Genomic DNA, 17,865 nt, shown 5'->3' with positions numbered 1-17,865 from the left:
CCATGCTTTTCGTCTCCTCTTACTTGTGGTGAATAAGAAGTCTCTTTTAGCATGGGCGTAATTCAGGCTATAGCCTCAAGGAACAATCACCACCGCCAGAGGCGGTGGTTTTGGGATGACAATAAAACGTATCATAAGCGAGCAGTTTAAAGAACCTGAGGACGAATTCATCCGCTTTTTTGCCTCAAGAGCCTACGATGGTGTTCTCACACCCAAAGTGAAACACCAATTCGCTGAGATTACGCATAAAGCACTAAGACAATTTCTAAGCGACAGTATCAATGAACGATTAAAATCTGCTATTGGTGGAGATAAGCCAGTTATTGAAGATAAAAACTCAAGCGAGTCTTTAATAATTTCCGATGACGAAAAAATTAAAGTCATTACAACAGATGAAGAAATAGAAGGTTTCAATATTATTAAAGCCATCTTGAGACAAAAATTAGAAGTAAATAGAATTATTGCGAGAGATACACAAAGCTACTTTGGTGTGTTACTAGATGACAACAATCGTAAGCCTTTATGTCGATTGCACTTTAATGCTAAACAAAAATACCTTGGATTAATGGATGCTAATAAAAATGAAACTCGTCATCCCATTAGTTCAGTAGACGATATTTTTAGTTATAGTGAACAACTACTTACTACAGTCACTTTTTACGAGTAATAATTTAAATACTAGCGGAGCAGTATTGCGGGCAGAACTGCCCGCTAGTTTCCTTCTTGCGATGAAATGACTTTATTACTCTCATCTAAATCGATGCGTACCCGCAGAAAGCTGGCAAATCTGGGTAAGCCATTTACGGTAAGACCCAGATATTTATAGGTGATGATTGCCCCCACAGCGGGGGGATGCTGACGCTCTGCGAGATTAAAACCTGTGCCTATGTTGAAAATCCGGCCGTCTGGGGTTTGCACTCTTATTGCGCCCATTTGCCCTGCAAATTGACCTTTCCCTGGTATATGGCCGATCACTGTCGCTTCAGCATCATAATAGGGTTTTAATTTCATCAAATTAGTATTGCGGCCACTAACATACGTCGCGGAGCTGCGATGCAGCATTAATCCTTCAGCGCCTTTATCAACTAAGCTATCAAGTTTTTGATACAGAGCTTCAAGACTGTCCACTTGGAACTGCGCTATAACTTCAAGATAATGCGATTTATCGCTTAATTCGGTCAACGCAAATTGATAGCGATGCTGAAAGTCGCCACCCGCCTTGGGAACATCGAACACCATAAATCGCACTTTGCGCCAGTCATCATCCTTGGCTGAGGTTTGTCGAACTATGCTCGACATAACCTCAAACTGGCCTCGCCCAAGCCATAATTCACCATCGAGAGGATAATTCGGAAAATTCGCGATAAACCAAGTTGGAGCAGCAATAAGATTACCTTGCCGAGTCAATAGTGCCTGACCATTCCAGTAACCTCGCACCCCGTCGAGTTTTTCGCTAATCAAAAAGTCGTGAATATTAATCTCTTGCTGGGCATCAAACTCGGTTGCCAACTGTATCGAAGGTAGTGAGGTTTGTGCATAGGTCACTGGGACTAAACAACCGAATATCAGCAGACTGAGTAAGAGCAGACGTTGTTTGAAAAACCGAAAGCGGATAAAACGATGAAATGTTAAATCTTGTAACGGGCTGATATGAGTCATTCCCTTACTCACTCTGGCAATATATCCTTCATCAAGCTTAGAACCCATAGCTCAAGTTGCACTAAAAAACCGTCGAAAGTCACTAAGCGCCTAAGTTAACAACGAATGTTGATGACGATTTTACTCAGTTAATTGTTTATGCGCTTTTCATCTCGGGCTATACTGCGGCCAAATTTATTAACTCAGTCAAATGTTAAAATCCACAACAGTTGGTTTTATCAAACCTGTTTGAGTGAGCAACACCTCAGCGCATTGTCGCTAATGTCTATTGGAAACACTATGAAACCAGCCAACAATCACGGTATTAAACGCATTTTCAGAGCAACGGGATTTTCGATGAAGGGCTTAAAGGCCGCTTGGGTCCACGAAGCCGCTTTTAGACAGGAATTAATGTTAGCCATCATCATGTTACCCGTGGCTTTGTGGGTTGATATCAGCACGATTGAACGTTTGTTGCTGATTTTTACACTGTTTATTGTGTTGATTGTTGAGCTTTTAAACTCGGCGATTGAAGCTGTGGTCGATCGTGTTGGCAGTGAAATTCACCCACTAAGTGGCCAAGCCAAGGACATCGCCTCGGCCGCCGTATTTATGAGTCTTGCACTGTGTGGATTAACTTGGCTGGTTGTACTCGCGCCACTGGTGTTTTAACACCGACGTTTTAGATAGTCGTATGAGCAAACACTGAGCCATCGTCCCTTAAAAAGTCGATGGCTTGTTTGATCTGGGCTAAACGATCATTTTCTGCCCAATAGGCAACATACACATTTCGTGAAATAGCGCTGGCGCCACTGACGTGATGCAATTCGCCGCTGCGCAAAGCATGCTGCACCAAATGCTCAGGTAAGAAAGCACAACCACCATTATTAAGGATGAAATCCAAGGCGATACGCGCAGAGCTCGTATGTAGCGTTGGCACAGGAAGCGACGCATATTCCTGCGCATGCACAATATTGAACGCCGTTCCCCAATCTACTTTCACATATTGCCCCGGCACCACGGCATTCACCGTTTGACCTTTTAGGCTCGAAACCAACAACAAATTAATTTGCCCTAGCTGCACTAATTCAAATTGATCAAGCTTTGGCGGATCGAATGAAATCGCGATATCGAGGGTGCGGTCCATTAATTGGCGCGTCATCGCATTGGCAGGCAGCACTTCGGTGCGCAGCGCAACGCCGGGCAGCCCCACGTGCAATCCCTGTAAATAACCTTGCAAATAGGCATCCCATATATTCGGCCCTGCACCAATGGCAAGCTGAGTCGACTGTAACTGACTAAGGGAAACATCTTGTTTAGCCCGCTCCCACGCAGTCAATACCGCCTCGGCATGGCCAAGCATGCGCTCGCCTGCGGGTGTGGGCTGAATGTTATTACGCTGCCGCTCAAACAGCGCGACGCCTAAAATGCTTTCAAGCTGCTTGACTCGAAAACTCACAGCACTGCGCGTGAGATACAGATTCTCGGCCGCTTTACCGAAATGGCGAGTACGGGAGACTTCAAGAAAGGTTTTCAGTAAATCGGTATCCATAAAAATTCTTGACCAACATAGGCAAATTTTTTTGATTTATAAATCAATAATACTAGCCAATACTCCAGTTGCAAATCTTTGTATATCAAAAACTAGAGGGTATCTGCCATGTCTGAACAGTCTTTTTCAAACGCTAACAAGGGTTCTGAGACGTTTAACGGCTCAGCTGCTGCCAGTTTTGTCTCGCAAAAACGTTTCTACGATGACACGAATTTCCCCAAAGGCTTCAAACGAAGCGGCGATTTTACTAATAAGGAAGCTGAACTGCTTGAATTGCATGGTCATGCAATGAAGAATTTAGCCGAAGGTAAAACCTTGCCCTGCACCTCCGATGAAGCCCAATTTGTGGAAGTCGCCAAAGGAAATATCGCGCCCAGTAGCTTGTTAGAGCAGATCTGGGTAAAGTATCGCAGGCTCGCCATGGGGAAACCCTTTTATGCCGTGGTTGGTACAGTGCATTTGCCTGCAACCAAGCCCGAGATAGAAGTTGAGGCCGAGGCTGTATTTGATATTGAAGATGATGTTCAGGATGAACCTGAACCCGAGGATAAAGAATGAAGATTAAGGTTTGCTACTAAATGCGTGGTTGGATTTTATATAAAGAAACCGCGACTCAGCTAAAACCTGAATGGTATGAAATTGAGCGTCTACTGGCGGCAGCAAAAGCCGACAACATACAGTTGGAAGTTTACGCACCTGATGAATTTGATCTGACTGTCACCAGAGAAGATAACAAGAGTATTTTATTGAATGGGCAAGCCGTCGAGCTGCCCGATTTTATTATTCCGCGAATGGGATCAGGCACAACTTACTTTGCCTTAGCCATTATTCGCCACTTAGAAAGATTAGGGGTGTATTGCCTCAATCCTTCTAAAGCCATTGAAATCGTTAAAGACAAATTATTCTCCCAGCAATTGTTGGCCGAGAAGAATTTGCCTACGCCTAAAACTATGTTGGTTAAGTTCCCCGTTGATATCGCCCTCGTAGAGCGCCATCTCGGCTTTCCTGTGGTGATTAAAACGCTTTCTGGCTCACAGGGCAGCGGTGTGTTTTTATCCCATAAGGCACGTGAATTTGACGATCTAATGCAGTTGATTGAAGCGACCAACAAAAACGCTAACATTATTCTGCAAGAGTTTATCGCTAACAGCCATGGGCGCGATCTTCGGGTATTTACCATCGGTGGTCGTGTTGCAGGTTGCTACGAAAGGCGTGGTCAAGAAGACAGCTTTAAAGCCAATGTCAGTGCCGGCGGCTCAGCGCGTCCATTTCAGATCACTCCTGAAATTGAATGGCTTGCCACGCAAACAGCCAATATTCTCGATCTCGATGTTGCGGGTATCGATTTATTGTTTGATAACGGCCATTACAAAATTTGCGAAGCAAACTCATCCCCAGGATTTGAAGGCTTAGAATCCTGTTTGAATGTGGATATTGCCGCGCAAATTTTACACTTTATTCGCATCCGTTTAGGCATGTTTAATAAAGATGAGCCAAGTAGCCCCAAAGTGGTCATTACTGACAATGTAGAAACGTCTGTGACGCCCGTTATCGAGCCTAAATAGCGAACCAGCGATATAATATCAATATCTAGCGGTATCACGCCGCTAGATATTCTTAAATTGATTACTATCCCCCATTTATCATGTTTCACATCCATTGGCATCTCGCGCCACAAGCAAAGCTGCAATACTGAAGTCATTTCTAGGTAGCACCAGTCCCTCCCTTACCGTTTGCGTTAGCCTTCAATCCACAATTGATGTGATGTTTCGCTCAAATTTCATTCAATGCCGCTAAAATAAGTCCTACTTTTGTTTTAAATCACAAATTTTTGCATTTTTTAAAACATTTTATTCACATCGCGAAATTTGCTGTTAAACTCCAAATGTCGATTTTTTATGGCACTAAAGTCTGACCTCATCGCTAAACATAATAAGAATAATGCTGGAGTTACTCCTTAACATGTCGATTCGCCTGTTACCCCTCATCATAGCGTCACTCGTCAGCACTCAAGTGCAAGCCGATGACTTTACTATTCAATTAGGCGGCTTCTACTCGCAATCAGACACCAATATGGAAGTCACTAACCCAGTTTCGGGTAATAACTTCACCTTAGATTATGAATCTGATCTCAAACTCGCTGAAAACGAATTCCTGCCTTTTATCGAGTTAAATTATCACTTCAACGAGCGGCACAATATCTACCTCGACTGGAAACAACTCCACCGCAGCGCCGATACCCAAGCCTTAGCCAAACCCTTCCAGCTCGAAATCAACGACACCATTTACGATATCAAAGCCGGCGGTAAGCTCAGTTCAACCCTAAACATCGATGTACTGCGTTTAGGCTATGGTTATGATGTCTTTCAAGGCAGTAACTATGATGTGGGTCTGTCATTTGGTTTACACACTATGTTTATCAAGACAGGTTTTGAAGGTATGATTGGGGTTTGCGCTTCGTCAGAATTACTCAATAACGTCTGTGGTAGCCAAGCGATCCCGCGCATTGTTGATGAAAATGTCACGGCACCACTGCCGGACTTTGGCATTTATGGACAGTATGAGTTTGTTCCAGGTTGGCAAGTCACCAGCCATGCACAGTATTTCTACATCACACTCAATGATGTCAAAGGCGAGCTTGTTGATATTAAAGTCGGTGTTGATGCACAAATCACTCCGAACTGGCGCATGAGCGTGGCCTATAACTACTACAAAGTTGATGTGGATATCGCCCAAAACTCGCCGAATAAAGACACTCAAATTGCCGATTACAATATTTATTACAGCTTTATCGGCCCTATGCTTTCCATCAGTTATTCTTTTTAATTCAAACACATTCTATTAAGACTCTTATTGTCTCAATTGCCCACGCCTAGCTAAAACCATTTTCCAAATCCTAGCTAAAATCAGCGTTAAAAAATAAGGGCACCTACTGGCGCCCTCATGATTCAACTCATTAACACTATTTACGCCCATCTTGCTCGCGCTTGGCTTTAAAGTCAGATGACTCAAGCCAATGGGGCCAATCGGTACTATTGGCTAAGGTGGCAATCATACTGGCGATGAGGTCTAGATCTTGGCTTACACCGCCTAAATTCCAGCTTGGATCATAATCGTCAGCAGGCTTATGATATTTATGGGCGATATAATCAGGATCGGTATCCCCAAGACTCATAAATAGCAATCCAGGTACACCTTGTTGTGCCAGCGCAAAGTGGTCCGATCTAAACATCAACCCATTCTGCGGTCTTGGATCACCTTTAACTAAACGGTCTTGGGCCTTCGCGGCTTTGTCTAAGTATTGCTCTAACTCAGACACGCCTTCGCCATAACGTAAAATGTAATCCACGCCCTTGTTCACATTCATGCCATCGATATTTAAAAAGGCGACGATGTTTTTCGTTGGCACACTCGGATGCTGAGCAAAATGCTGCGCTCCAATCAGACCGGTTTCTTCCGCCGTAAAGGCGCTGAAGAGCACCGAGCGATCCAGTGGTGCCATCTTGGCTTGCTGTTTGAAGTAACGCGCCAAGGCTAAAACCCCCGCCACACCGCTGGCATTATCGACCGCTCCGTTTAAAATCTCTGACTTACCGTCTTCAATCACAGTACCGAGGTGATCCCAATGGGCATGCATCATCACCACTTCGTCGGGGCGCGTTTTACCTGGCAGTAAAGCCGCGACGTTATGGGACTCAGCGCGTTCAATTTTATTGTTTAACGTGAGCTGGGCGCTCAACTTAAGTGGGATCGCCTTAAAGTTTGGCTTGGCAGCTTGCTGCTTTAAGGTATCAAAATCCAATCCTGCTTTAGTAAAGATTTTTTGCGCGGTTTCGTGCTGAACCCAACCCATTACGCCAACTTGGCCTTGGTTATTATTGGCATCGACCAGAGTGAACTTAGTGCCCGTGTTGGAGTTTTGCACCACACCCCAACCATAGGCGGCAGGCGCGGTTTCATGGACAATAAACACAGCCTCAGCACCTTGACGCGCGGCTTCCTCATACTTATAAGTCCAGCGACCGTAATAGGTCATGGCATTGCCTTTAAATACCGCAGGGTCTTGAGTCGCAAAGCCAGGATCATTCACAAGCACGATAACGGTTTTGCCTTTTACATCTAACCCTTGGTAATCATTCCAGCCATATTCGGGCGCATTGATCCCGTAGCCGACAAACACCACATCGCTTTTATTCAGGCTCACGGTTTCGGCGATTCTTTGGGTTCTCGCGGTAAATTCACTGCCATTGGCAAATTTAAGTCCGCCGATATCAAGCTGCATATTTTGATCTGCGCTAATTTGCGCCAAGGGTACGGCCTGCAGATAACTGTCGCCAAATCCGGGTTTGAGACCCATATCTTTAAATGCTTTCACTAAATAGTCTAAAGTTAAGGTCTCACCTTCAGACAAAGGCGCACGTCCACCGAAGGCATCACTGGCTAAGGTTTTAACATCGGTTCGGTATTGCGCGAGATCGAGGCTTTGCACAAATGCGGTTTCAGCTAAAACGGGTAATGAGATAGTGGCCATCAGACTTGTGGCTAAGATGATATTTTTCACAACTTTCTCCCAAGTTATTATCATTATTTGATTTTAAGGATAGACTTTACCATATCATCTTTAGTTTATGATGGAAGTCTTAGCGCAAACGGAGTCGCTGTAGCCCAAGCACAAACGGTGTTCATGCCTTCATCGAGCCGAGATACTTGTGGTTAGTCTTGAACAGATAACAACAGAATATAATAGCGAAAATCTTAAAATATCCGTTTATTTTCATTAAGTAAGGTAACAATATGTCGCTAGAGTTATTACAAGCCGCTGCACTGAATCTCAAAAAAGCAGTGCCTCTGATGCTCAAACATAAAATTCCGACCACCCCGGTTAACTATGCGCTTTGGTACACTTATGTTGGTGAACAGAATCCCGAATTAAATCAACGACTCGATACCGTTATCGCCCAGTACAACACTTGTCCTCCTGTGAGTAGCGAACTCTTATATCGCCAGTATGTTGCCGATCCCGTTGAACTCGATGTCCGCGAAATGCGCCAGAATCTGGATGCTATGGTGACTGAGCTGTCCCAATCGCTCAAAGATACCAATCTGGATGCCAATGAATTCCAGTCGCGCATCGAGAGTAATTTTGAAAAGCTCAACCGCATCGAAGATGAGGGTTTTAGTGTTGAGCAAGTGCTCGATCTGGTGCGCAGTTTAGTGAAAGAGTCGGACAATATTCGCTCGAGCACTGAGTTCTTTACCGGACAATTGCAGAAAGCTCAAACCGAAATCGATGCGCTAAAGAAAAAGCTCGAACAGACAGAAAAAGATGTGCTCTACGATGCGCTGACTGGCTGCTTTAATCGCCGCGCCTTCGACAGCGATTTTGCTGGCATGTTAGCCCAAGCGCCCTTAGGCACCTGCGTGATCTTGGCCGATATCGACCATTTTAAAGTGTTTAACGACACCTACGGCCACCAGCTTGGCGACCAAGTGTTACGCGCCGTGGCGAAACGGCTACAAGAATCCTGCCGCGATGGCGCAAAACTGTATCGTTTTGGCGGTGAAGAATTTGTGATTATTGTGCCTAAAAGTCAGTTACGCATCGCAAGGCAACTGGCCGAAGCCATGCGCCGTGGACTCGAAAAGCTCAGTTTAAAAGACAGACGTAAAGACGAGCGCATCAATAATATCAGTGCCTCATTTGGGGTTGCCCAATGGCAAGAAAAACAAACGGGCATGCAGTTGATTGAAGCGGCAGATAAATTACTCTATGACGCGAAACGTTTAGGCCGAAATCGCGTGTTGCCGATCAGCAACTGATTGTGATGACTTGATTATGCTAACTGGAACGTAATGAATTAGCCTGAAGCCGATGATTCGGCTTCAGGCTAAGATGATTAAAAGACGCTCATTTGGCGGTTACTGATAAGCACTATTTATTCAGCATTATTTAGTTAACATTATTAGCTCAAAGCAGCCTTAACGCTTTGGTTGAAGATTGCGCTAAGGCTTAAATTAACGTGCGACCTAATGGGTGAAACTGCGCGATACAGAAGCGACCTTCCCTTGCATCCCATTTCCAGTTGAAGCTGAAACATCGGCACTAGCAGTATCCATTGATTCATCCTCAACCGGTATCGCCTGCACCACAAAGCGCAGTTCGGCGCCGCCTTGAAGCGCATCGAAGGGATAACAAGTGATTAAGGTTAAGCGATTATCATCGGATGGCGCCATAAACTGCGTTTCAGTTTCATGCACTACCTGAGTCGCAACTACTTCATAAATAATGTGATTTCCCTTAAGCGTTTGCAGCGATAATCGACGCCCTACCGTCATTCCATCAAGGATCGCAAAATGCGTGTCCCTGTGTCCGGCAATCACAGTATTGCCCTTTTGCCCTGCTGGCGCACTGGACAATACTAAACTTGGGCCAAAGGCCAAATTTCGCCCTGAAGCCCCCGCTAACACATATAAACTGTCATTAAGCTCGGCTTCAATATCGCTATTAGCCGCCACTTGTTCACGATAAATGGACAGCTTTGCCACGGGGTAAGTATCCGCCCATGACCAAGGCTTATGAGATTGTCCATCGGCTAAGGTTTTAGTCCACGCCTGTTCAATCAAATACTGGGCAAAGTGTGCTTTAGCTTGCATATAGAGTCCCTTTCCTAACAATGTTGCGCCAATTAAAAATAATCCCACCACTAAAAATCGCTGTGTTCTGCCTTTGCTCATCGGGCTTTACTCGTCGTTCATGATTCATAATTCATAATTCATGGTTCATCGATGACAGGCAAGCGCCACCATGGCCGCCTTCTCTTCACGTTTTTGTCGCAGAATAGATCCCATAAGTACCAAGGCCAGCAGCAAGGTCAGCGCACCCAATAACATATCCAAACGGCTCGAGGTCGCAGTTTGTGGCAAGGCACCAAAAGGCTGCCAACCTAAGGGCAAGTGCTGACGCACCACGGCATCGCGGCTCATTGCGGTTGAATCTATGGGGGTTAAGTCCACCGCTACTAAACTGGTATAGGCGCTGACTAAGTGATAATTCATCGACAAGGCCGTGACTTGCTGCTTTACCTTGTCATCATTTGCGCCATTTTTACTCAGCTCCAATGCACCAATCTGTTTACGCGCCCACAGTAAATCTAAACCCGCACCTTGATTAGTGATAAGTCCCGCTGAGTTGTCCTGAAGCGATAACGATTGTTGCCAGTTTTTATGCCCTTGGCGACCTGAGATCACTAATTCCTGCGGCTCACGGGCGCTGCGTTTTAGACTCACAAGCACAGGCTCGCCGCGATACAGATCGGCAATCGGTGACGGCCAGTAATCGGGCACACTGCCATCATCAAAACGCACTTGAATATCGGTCAATACGGGATATTGAATTTTGCTCAGCAAGGCACTGATCTTCTCGTCGACTTCATCCACTTTGCCAATATAAGTAAAAGTGCCACGACCCAGTTCTGCCGCCCTTTGCATAAAGTGAGAATTAGGCGCCGAGCCTATGCCAACAGTAAACAAGCGGCTCTCACCGATTTGGTAGCGGATCAAATCGAACAAAGCTTGCTCATTGCCCACAGAGCCGTCGGTCATAAAGATCACTTGGCGCAAAGGCTGCACGGCATCGGGCGAGACACTACCCAAGGATTTGGGCAAGGCAGCGTCCAGTGCCAGTGCCATTTCAGTGCCACCATCGGCTTGAAAACGGCTCACAAATTGACGGGCGCGGGACAAATTAGACGAAGTCGCCGGTAATGATGTCGCTGAAAACTGAGACAGACTGGAGTTAAATTCGATAATGTTAAAACTGTCCTCGGGCTTGAGTCCTTTTAATGCATAAAGCAGTGCATTTTTGGCTTGAACGATAGAATCCCCCGCCATAGAGCCCGAAGTATCAATCACCAAAATTAATTCACGGGGCAAACTCGGCTGGGTGCTCTTTTCGACCTTAGGAGGCAACACCATGACGAGGCTGTAATTGTCTTCATTCATGCCGTTGGCTTTGCTGGTTTCAAGCGTGTCCTGATACAGATTATCGCCATCGGGTTTATGGGTTTTACCCTGTTGATTAAACACCCAAGCCATAGGACTCGTGCCCTGCTGTACGCGCCATTGCAACACAAAGTCACGATTGGCAGGCACGCGTTGTGCCAGTGACACATCAACGGCGCCGCTATTGGTTTGCTTGAGTTTGATGTCATGGTAAGGGCTCTCAATGGACGCCTTATCAACCCCCTTTGCCAGCAAGACTTGAATGTCAGCCTTGAGCACAGGATCGCGTCCATTGGCGCCGTCCCGCACAGGCGCCACAATCCGGTCGGCATCAAACACCTGCGAGCTGGTCACTCGACTCGATTGGCGTGCCATAGGCTCATTTGAGTCGCTAGCACTGGCGTCAGAGGTTAAGCCCGGAATATAACGAGGCGCGACCACCAGCGGAAAACGTAGGCTAAACAAGCCATCTTCATATTTGACACTCTCCTGATAGCTGATTTCGACAATCAACTCTTCCTGCGGTGCTAGGTTGGCCACTTCGGTCGTGAACATATTTGGCCGCTCTTGGCTCACTAAGCTGGCGCGTTTACCCTCCGCTTTGGCTTGCTCAAAAATCTGCTTAGCCTCGGCCTTAGGATGAATTTGCCCTTCGATGACCCTTTGGCCGATATGTAATCGCAGCGAATCCACCGCGGCCTCATTGGGCAGCGGGAACAGATATTGCCCATTCAACACAAACTCAGTGTTATTGCGAAAAACCTGCTTCACGCTAACGCGATTACTTAAGCCAGAGACTTGCATCGACACTTGTGTATCGAGTGGCAAAGATGGCACCCAAGCGCCACTCGGCTGGCGATAAAGTAATAATCCCTGGGTAATGTCATCGTAATTAATGACCTGTGATTCTGCCGTACTTTGAGCAGTATTTTCGCCGACCAGCGCCGAGGCAATATTCTGCGGCTCAGACAATGTGCCCGTGCTATTGGGTGAGGCTAATGCCACAAAGGGCAAGCCCCAACATACGGCGGCACTGATCATTAATATCGCTAAGCTTTCGCTGATTTCTTTTACCCTTTTCCCTGTGATCATCACAAAGGCTTCCTTCTTTCTATTAACCAATATGGACTGACGTTCGCAGTCGTTAAAATGAATGTTCTAAATTGACGGCTTAGAATGGACGACTAACATCGACAGCTATTGTGTCGTGTGCGTTGCCATCAAGGTTGAATGGGGCTGTAAGGTCAAAGTCACACGGCGATCGAACACATCCGATTCCCTGTCCTGCTCCGCTTGCAGTGGCGATAGAGCGCCAAAGGCTTGGGTTGTCATGCGTTCAGCGGCGACGCCCTGCTTAATCAGGTAGCCACGGACTTCCAGTAAACGTTGCTCAGAAAGGGCTTGGTTGTAGCTCACATCCCCGCGGCGATCGGCATAGCCTTTCAATTCCAAATTAAGCTCAGGCGACAGATTCATCACCTCGGCCACATCATCTAATTGGGGCAAAAAATGCGATTCGACCTCAGAGGAACCAGTGCGAAACTGCACGTTTAGCCCTAGGGCGAGCTCACTGAGTAATTGACGTTGCGCGGATAGCAATTCATCAAGCTCTTGCTGCGCCTTGGCATATTCGCTGGCGCGTTTTTCGGCAGCTTGTTGCTTTACACTCAACTCGGATAATTGCGACTCTTGCAGGCTGATCTGTCTTTGCTGAACGTGCAGCGTGTCTGTGTCGCTAACCGACTTACCAATCAAGGTGCCAGTGAATGCACCAATAATGGCACCCACTGGGCCACCGACTAACGCGCCCACTAATGCACCACCACCGAGGCCAATTAAGGCTTCTGGCTGTTCGTCCTCATTGGCGTATTCATCATCCATCGCCATACCGCTAACATCGGCGTCATTATCTAAGCTGTGATCTTGTCCTTGGTTTTGCAGTGAAACCCGCGCCGACACACTGGCGACTGGCGCGCTTAATAAACTCAAAACCAACAAATTAATTAGTGTCTTTTTCATCATCTCATTCCTTTTTGATTATTAGCCGAGCTTGCACTCGAACCTGAACAACAAGTTCAAAACCCCATCAGGTCAAAACGGGTGCAAAACTGAATGAGGCTATTAAACACAAGCGGAATGGCATGAGCAGGGATGGAAAATGGCAATGCAACTATCAATTGTGGCAACAAAATGGCAATTGCATTTGTGGCCTTTTATCTCGGGTAAAATCCTGTATAGTCACGAAAACTTACTCCCCCAAGTCAATAGGAATAGGGCTCTATGAAGCGTATCGCCATAGTGGAAGATGAAGCCGCCATTCGCGAGAATTACAAGGACGTGCTGCAACAACACGGTTACAGCGTGCAAACCTATGCCGACAGACCATCGGCCATGTTAGCCTTTAATACTCGTTTACCGGATTTAGCCATTATCGACATAGGTTTAGGCAATGAAATTGACGGCGGCTTTATGCTGTGTCAGTCATTGCGCGCTATGTCGAGCACGCTGCCGATCATCTTTTTGACCGCCCGAGACAGTGACTTTGATACTGTATGTGGCCTGCGTTTAGGCGCCGATGATTACTTGAGTAAAGAAGTGAGTTTCCCCCATTTAACTGCGCGCTTAGCGGCCTTATTTCGCCGCTCCGAGCTTGCGGCCAGCCAAACGGCGCAGGAAAACCTGCTCGAACGTGGCCCACTGACGATTGATGCCAATCGCATGCAAGTCTATTGGAACCAGTTGCCGATTGAGCTTACCGTCACCGAATTTTGGATGGTGCACGCGTTAGCCAAACACCCGGGCCATGTGCGCAGTCGCCATGAATTAATGCAAGAGGCGAAGATTTTTGTCGATGACAGCACAATCACTTCCCATGTGAAACGCATTCGCAAGAAATTCATCGCCACCGCGCCTGAGTTTGATTGTATCGATACGGTTTATGGCATGGGTTATCGCTGGGACAGCTTAGCCTGAACTCTCGCGCTACCTTGATGCACGCAACCTTGAGCCAATACACTTTTGATCCCATTGATGCTGACCCCTAACTTATGACACGTTTCCCCTTTGGTCTACGCACTAAAGTCATCGGCCTTAGCCTGTTTTTGCTCTGCCTACCTTGGCTGGGGTATCAATATGTGTGGGAGATGGAAAAGTATCTTCGCCACGGTCAAGAACGCACCTTAGAAGGCACGACTCAGGCACTGGCCACCGCGCTGCACGAACGGCCGAAATTGTTCGATGGACAAGCGAGCTTTTTAAAGCAAGTGGAAAAGAGTCGCGATCTGTACGCCTATCAACTCAATGGGGCGATTCTGCTCGACGGTAAACTCAACGAATGGGAAGAATATCAGCACAGATTTATCCAGTACGGTGAGGCGCATCAGATCATGCGCGCCGATCCCAACGCGCTGCTGACCTTAAGCTTTACCCACATGGTCGGCCAGTACGATGGTTATCTGTATGCCTTCTTTCAAGTGACCGACCCAACTGTGGTGCTGCGTGGCAAAAATGCGTTAAGTGTCGATAGAAACGATCATCTCTCGATTGCGACACTCGCGCCCGACAATAAATTTAAACGCTATATCGTTGCCACTACGCAACCCGGTTGGATCAGCGCCTTCGAGTTACCTGCCAATCCTAAGCAAACCGTGCCCGTCAAACCTGAAGTGCGCATCCAAGGACAATGGGCGACCACAGATGTGGGCTACAATGTCGAGCTGCGTATTCCCTTAGACATGGTCGGCAGCAAACTCGGTTTTGCCATTTCCGATGTTAACGACAACAAGAACCGCGATGTGGCAGCCGTTGTCGGCACCTCGGCCTTAGATACGGTCGATAATCTCGGCACTGTGTTGGTGCCATCGCCAGAAATTGAAAATATTATCAAAGGTATGAGCCACTATAGCTCACGCATTTGGGTGGTCGATAAGCACGGCCGTGTACTGGCAAAATCGGGCGATATTCGTGCCAATGACAGTGTGTGGACCCGCACCTTAGAAGATGAAAAGAGCACCACGCTGTGGGAAACCTTCAAGCGCGATTACTTGCATCCGCTGTACTATAAAATTCTCACTAAGCCGCCCAAAGACTTTATCGACTCCTTGCAAGATTCCACCGAGCTTGATGGCAGTCATATCCAAAAAGCCCTTACGGGTCAGCAAAGCTCAACTTGGCGCTTAACCCCAGACAATAAAGCTGTGGTGCTCGCTGCCGCCAGCCCTATTTGGATTGATAACAATGTCATGGGCGCCGTTGTCGCCGAAGAGACCACCCACGGAATTCGCACTCTGCGTAACCGCGCGCTGGAAAAACTCTTTAACGTAATTTTGACCATAATGAGCATGGGCACTTTGGCGCTGTTCTTCTTCGCTTCGAGCATTTCTAACCGTATCCGTAAACTGCGCGATGAGGCCGAAAATGCCATCGACAGCCAAGGCCGCGTACGTAATCACCTCAAACCGTCTAAAGCACGGGATGAAATTGGCGATCTGTCCCGCAGTTTTTCCAGCATTGTCGGACGGCTTGGTCAATACACCCATTATCTAGAAAACATGTCGTCGCGCCTGTCCCATGAGCTGCGCACGCCCGTGGCGGTTGTGCGTTCATCCCTTGAGCATTTAAACCTGCAAACCTTAGATAAAGACACGCAGAAATATGTCGACCGCGCCCAAGAAGGTGTCAGCCGCTTAAGCATGATTTTAAATAACATGAGCGAAGCAACGCGCTTAGAGCAGAGTTTAACGCAGGCCGATATCACTAAATTCCCACTCTCACAAGTGGTCAGTGGTTGTATGCAAGGTTATCAAATGACCTATCCAGAACAAGGCTTTAGTGTAAAAGTGCCCGAGCAACCATTGATGATGCAAGGTGTACCGGAATATATCGCCCAGTTGATGGACAAACTTATCGCTAACGCGATTGAGTTCTGCGATAAAGGCAGCGCCATCGAAGTCACGCTCACCCAAGTCGGTAAGCAAGCCACATTGCTTATCAGTAACTTAGGGCCAGAATTGCCTATTGATATGTCGGAGCAGATTTTCGACTCCATGGTGTCGGTGCGGATAAATCAAGCCCAAGACAAACCTCATCTCGGTTTAGGTCTGTATATCGCACGATTGGTCGCCGAGTTCCACCATGGACAAATCCTCGCCCGCAATCGCAGCGAGCATAATGGCGTCGATATCCTAGTAACCTTGCCGTTGAGCCCTGCGTCATAATCTAAAAACCGAAGGGACAGGCGCCAATAACATGAGTCAAACTCATCATAGCGCCGCCTGTCATTTCTGCGCGCAGATGCTAAGATGACCGCCATAACAATAGATTAGATATCTCCAATGGTTCTTCTCCAACATTGTTCAACCTATTCGTTCAACCTAAATGCCAAGGTAATGATCCAATGACAGATAAACATCATCAAGCCACCCAAATCGTCAGCTTAGGTCGAGACAAAAAATGGACCAAAGGCGTGATCAATCCGCCCGTTTTTCGTGCTTCAACTATCGTCTTCGAAACCATGGATGAAATGCGCCACGCCGCGAAAAATAAAACCAATGGCGAGATGTTTTATGGCCGCCGTGGTACCCCGACCCATTTTTCGTTTCAAGCGGCGATTGCTGAATTAGAAGGCGGCGTCGGTACAGCGCTGTATCCCTCTGGCGCGGCGGCGATCAGTGCGGCGTTATTGTCATTTTTAAAAACCGGCGATCACCTGTTGATGGTCGATAGCGTGTATGAGCCAACGCGGGATCTGTGTACCCATATTCTCGGCGGTTTTGGTATCGAAACCACTTATTACAATCCGCTGATTGGCGCGGGCATTGGCGACCTTATTCGCCCCAATACTAAAGTGTTATTTTTAGAGTCTCCAGGCTCTATCACCATGGAAGTGCAAGATGTGCCGACCTTGTGCCGCATCGCCCACGAACATGGGCTGATTACTATGCTGGATAACACTTGGGCATCCCCAATCAATAGCAAGCCCTTTGAAATGGGTGTGGATATTTCGATTCAAGCGGCGACCAAATACATTGTCGGTCACTCAGATGTGATGATAGGCACAGCTACCGCCAACGAAAAATACTGGCCGCAATTACGTGAACACAGCTATTTGATGGGACAAACCACCTCCCCTGATGATGTGTACCTTGCCGCCCGTGGCCTGCGTACCTTAGGCGTGCGTATGGCGCAGCATGAAAAAAATGCCCTGCAAGTTGCCAACTGGTTAGAAACCCGACCAGAAGTCGATCATCTGCGTCACCCAGCGTTTGATACCTGCCCCGGCCACGAGTTCTTTAAACGCGACTTTAGCGCCTCCAACGGCTTATTCTCCTTTGTATTGAAACAAGGCGATGCCGATGCGGTCACCGCACTGGTTGAGAATATGAGTCACTTTAAGATGGGCTTTTCTTGGGGCGGCTACGAGAGTTTAATCCTCGGCATTTTCGGCATTGAAAAAATCCGCTCGGCGACAAAGTGGGATGCGAGCAAACCGTTAATTCGTTTGCATATTGGTTTAGAAGATCCCGCGGATTTAATTGCCGATCTCAGCGCAGGGTTTGACCGCTTTAACGCAGTACTGGCGGCCAAAGCTAAGTAGCGATAGTGATAGTGATAGGGATTAAGCGAGGTCGTTAGAGGGCTAATATTTATTGCGTTATGTCATTAGCGGCTAAATG

The 17,865-nt window shown here is 47.1% G+C and carries 15 protein-coding genes; 9 read left to right on the top strand and 6 right to left on the bottom strand.

Annotated elements, in window-relative coordinates:
• The first annotated feature begins 115 nt into the window (after window positions 1–115).
• Window positions 116–667 carry a hypothetical protein gene (locus MO387_RS13150; RefSeq protein WP_242326342.1) on the top strand — a complete coding sequence of 184 codons (552 nt, stop codon included), beginning with the start codon at window positions 116–118 and terminating at the stop codon, window positions 665–667.
• A 44-nt stretch (window positions 668–711) separates the two neighbouring features.
• On the opposite strand, the gene MO387_RS13145 is transcribed toward MO387_RS13150, so the two are convergent.
• A complete protein-coding gene (locus MO387_RS13145; protein WP_107947178.1) occupies window positions 712–1,659 on the bottom strand; it encodes a DNA ligase in 948 nt (315 codons plus the stop codon).
• 279 nt (window positions 1,660–1,938) lie between these two features.
• Here MO387_RS13145 and MO387_RS13140 point away from each other — a divergent pair, with 279 nt between their 5' ends.
• Complete coding sequence (locus MO387_RS13140) at window positions 1,939–2,310, top strand: diacylglycerol kinase (protein ID WP_006081347.1); 372 nt, start codon at window positions 1,939–1,941, stop codon at window positions 2,308–2,310.
• A 10-nt stretch (window positions 2,311–2,320) separates the two neighbouring features.
• On the opposite strand, the gene hdfR is transcribed toward MO387_RS13140, so the two are convergent.
• Window positions 2,321–3,190 (bottom strand): HTH-type transcriptional regulator HdfR, encoded by an 870-nt coding sequence (gene hdfR, locus MO387_RS13135; RefSeq protein ID WP_107947176.1) that lies wholly within the window; start codon window positions 3,188–3,190, stop codon window positions 2,321–2,323.
• A 108-nt stretch (window positions 3,191–3,298) separates the two neighbouring features.
• On the opposite strand from hdfR, the gene MO387_RS13130 reads away from it, so the two are divergent.
• From MO387_RS13130 to MO387_RS13120, 3 genes are all read left to right on the top strand, one after another.
• Entirely contained in the window at window positions 3,299–3,748 is a 450-nt protein-coding gene (locus MO387_RS13130; RefSeq protein WP_006081345.1) for a DUF413 domain-containing protein, read from the top strand.
• A gap of 20 nt (window positions 3,749–3,768) precedes the next feature.
• Window positions 3,769–4,755, top strand: coding sequence for a RimK family alpha-L-glutamate ligase (locus MO387_RS13125; protein ID WP_011846616.1), 987 nt, complete (start codon window positions 3,769–3,771; stop codon window positions 4,753–4,755).
• A gap of 397 nt (window positions 4,756–5,152) precedes the next feature.
• Window positions 5,153–6,016, top strand: a complete 864-nt coding sequence (locus MO387_RS13120) for a hypothetical protein (RefSeq protein ID WP_012587832.1) — start codon at window positions 5,153–5,155, stop codon at window positions 6,014–6,016.
• Between the two features lie 136 nt (window positions 6,017–6,152).
• Here the strand turns inward: MO387_RS13120 and MO387_RS13115 are convergent, their stop codons facing one another.
• Window positions 6,153–7,775: a M28 family metallopeptidase gene (locus MO387_RS13115; RefSeq protein WP_242326341.1), complete on the bottom strand. Its 1,623-nt coding sequence runs from the start codon at window positions 7,773–7,775 to the stop codon at window positions 6,153–6,155.
• A 209-nt stretch (window positions 7,776–7,984) separates the two neighbouring features.
• Between MO387_RS13115 and MO387_RS13110 the strand changes: the two genes are divergently transcribed.
• On the top strand, window positions 7,985–9,010 hold the full coding sequence (locus MO387_RS13110; protein WP_006086374.1) for a GGDEF domain-containing protein: 1,026 nt from the start codon (window positions 7,985–7,987) through the stop codon (window positions 9,008–9,010).
• A 207-nt stretch (window positions 9,011–9,217) separates the two neighbouring features.
• Here MO387_RS13110 and MO387_RS13105 read toward each other — a convergent pair whose 3' ends face one another.
• From MO387_RS13105 to pdsO, 3 genes are all read right to left on the bottom strand, one after another.
• Window positions 9,218–9,925: a class GN sortase gene (locus MO387_RS13105; protein ID WP_242326339.1), complete on the bottom strand. Its 708-nt coding sequence runs from the start codon at window positions 9,923–9,925 to the stop codon at window positions 9,218–9,220.
• 45 nt (window positions 9,926–9,970) lie between these two features.
• Window positions 9,971–12,283, bottom strand: coding sequence for a marine proteobacterial sortase target protein (locus MO387_RS13100; RefSeq protein ID WP_242326343.1), 2,313 nt, complete (start codon window positions 12,281–12,283; stop codon window positions 9,971–9,973).
• A gap of 105 nt (window positions 12,284–12,388) precedes the next feature.
• Entirely contained in the window at window positions 12,389–13,213 is an 825-nt protein-coding gene (pdsO, locus tag MO387_RS13095) for a sortase-associated OmpA-like protein PdsO (RefSeq protein WP_347342544.1), read from the bottom strand.
• A gap of 258 nt (window positions 13,214–13,471) precedes the next feature.
• Here pdsO and pdsR point away from each other — a divergent pair, with 258 nt between their 5' ends.
• The 3 genes from pdsR to MO387_RS13080 all read left to right on the top strand — a co-directional run bounded on the left by pdsR (window position 13,472) and on the right by MO387_RS13080 (window position 17,786).
• Entirely contained in the window at window positions 13,472–14,164 is a 693-nt protein-coding gene (gene pdsR / locus MO387_RS13090; RefSeq protein WP_006081337.1) for a proteobacterial dedicated sortase system response regulator, read from the top strand.
• Window positions 14,165–14,238: 74 nt separating this feature from the next.
• Window positions 14,239–16,407 carry a proteobacterial dedicated sortase system histidine kinase gene (gene pdsS / locus MO387_RS13085; RefSeq protein WP_242326335.1) on the top strand — a complete coding sequence of 723 codons (2,169 nt, stop codon included), beginning with the start codon at window positions 14,239–14,241 and terminating at the stop codon, window positions 16,405–16,407.
• Between the two features lie 179 nt (window positions 16,408–16,586).
• Window positions 16,587–17,786 (top strand): cystathionine beta-lyase, encoded by a 1,200-nt coding sequence (locus MO387_RS13080; protein WP_242326333.1) that lies wholly within the window; start codon window positions 16,587–16,589, stop codon window positions 17,784–17,786.
• The last annotated feature ends 79 nt before the right edge of the window (window positions 17,787–17,865 follow it).

Source organism: Shewanella sp. N2AIL (assembly GCF_022690845.1).
Lineage (GTDB): Bacteria > Pseudomonadota > Gammaproteobacteria > Enterobacterales > Shewanellaceae > Shewanella > Shewanella baltica.
The sequence above is the reverse complement of the archived record's forward strand: the minus strand, read 5'-3'. Positions and strand labels throughout refer to the sequence as shown.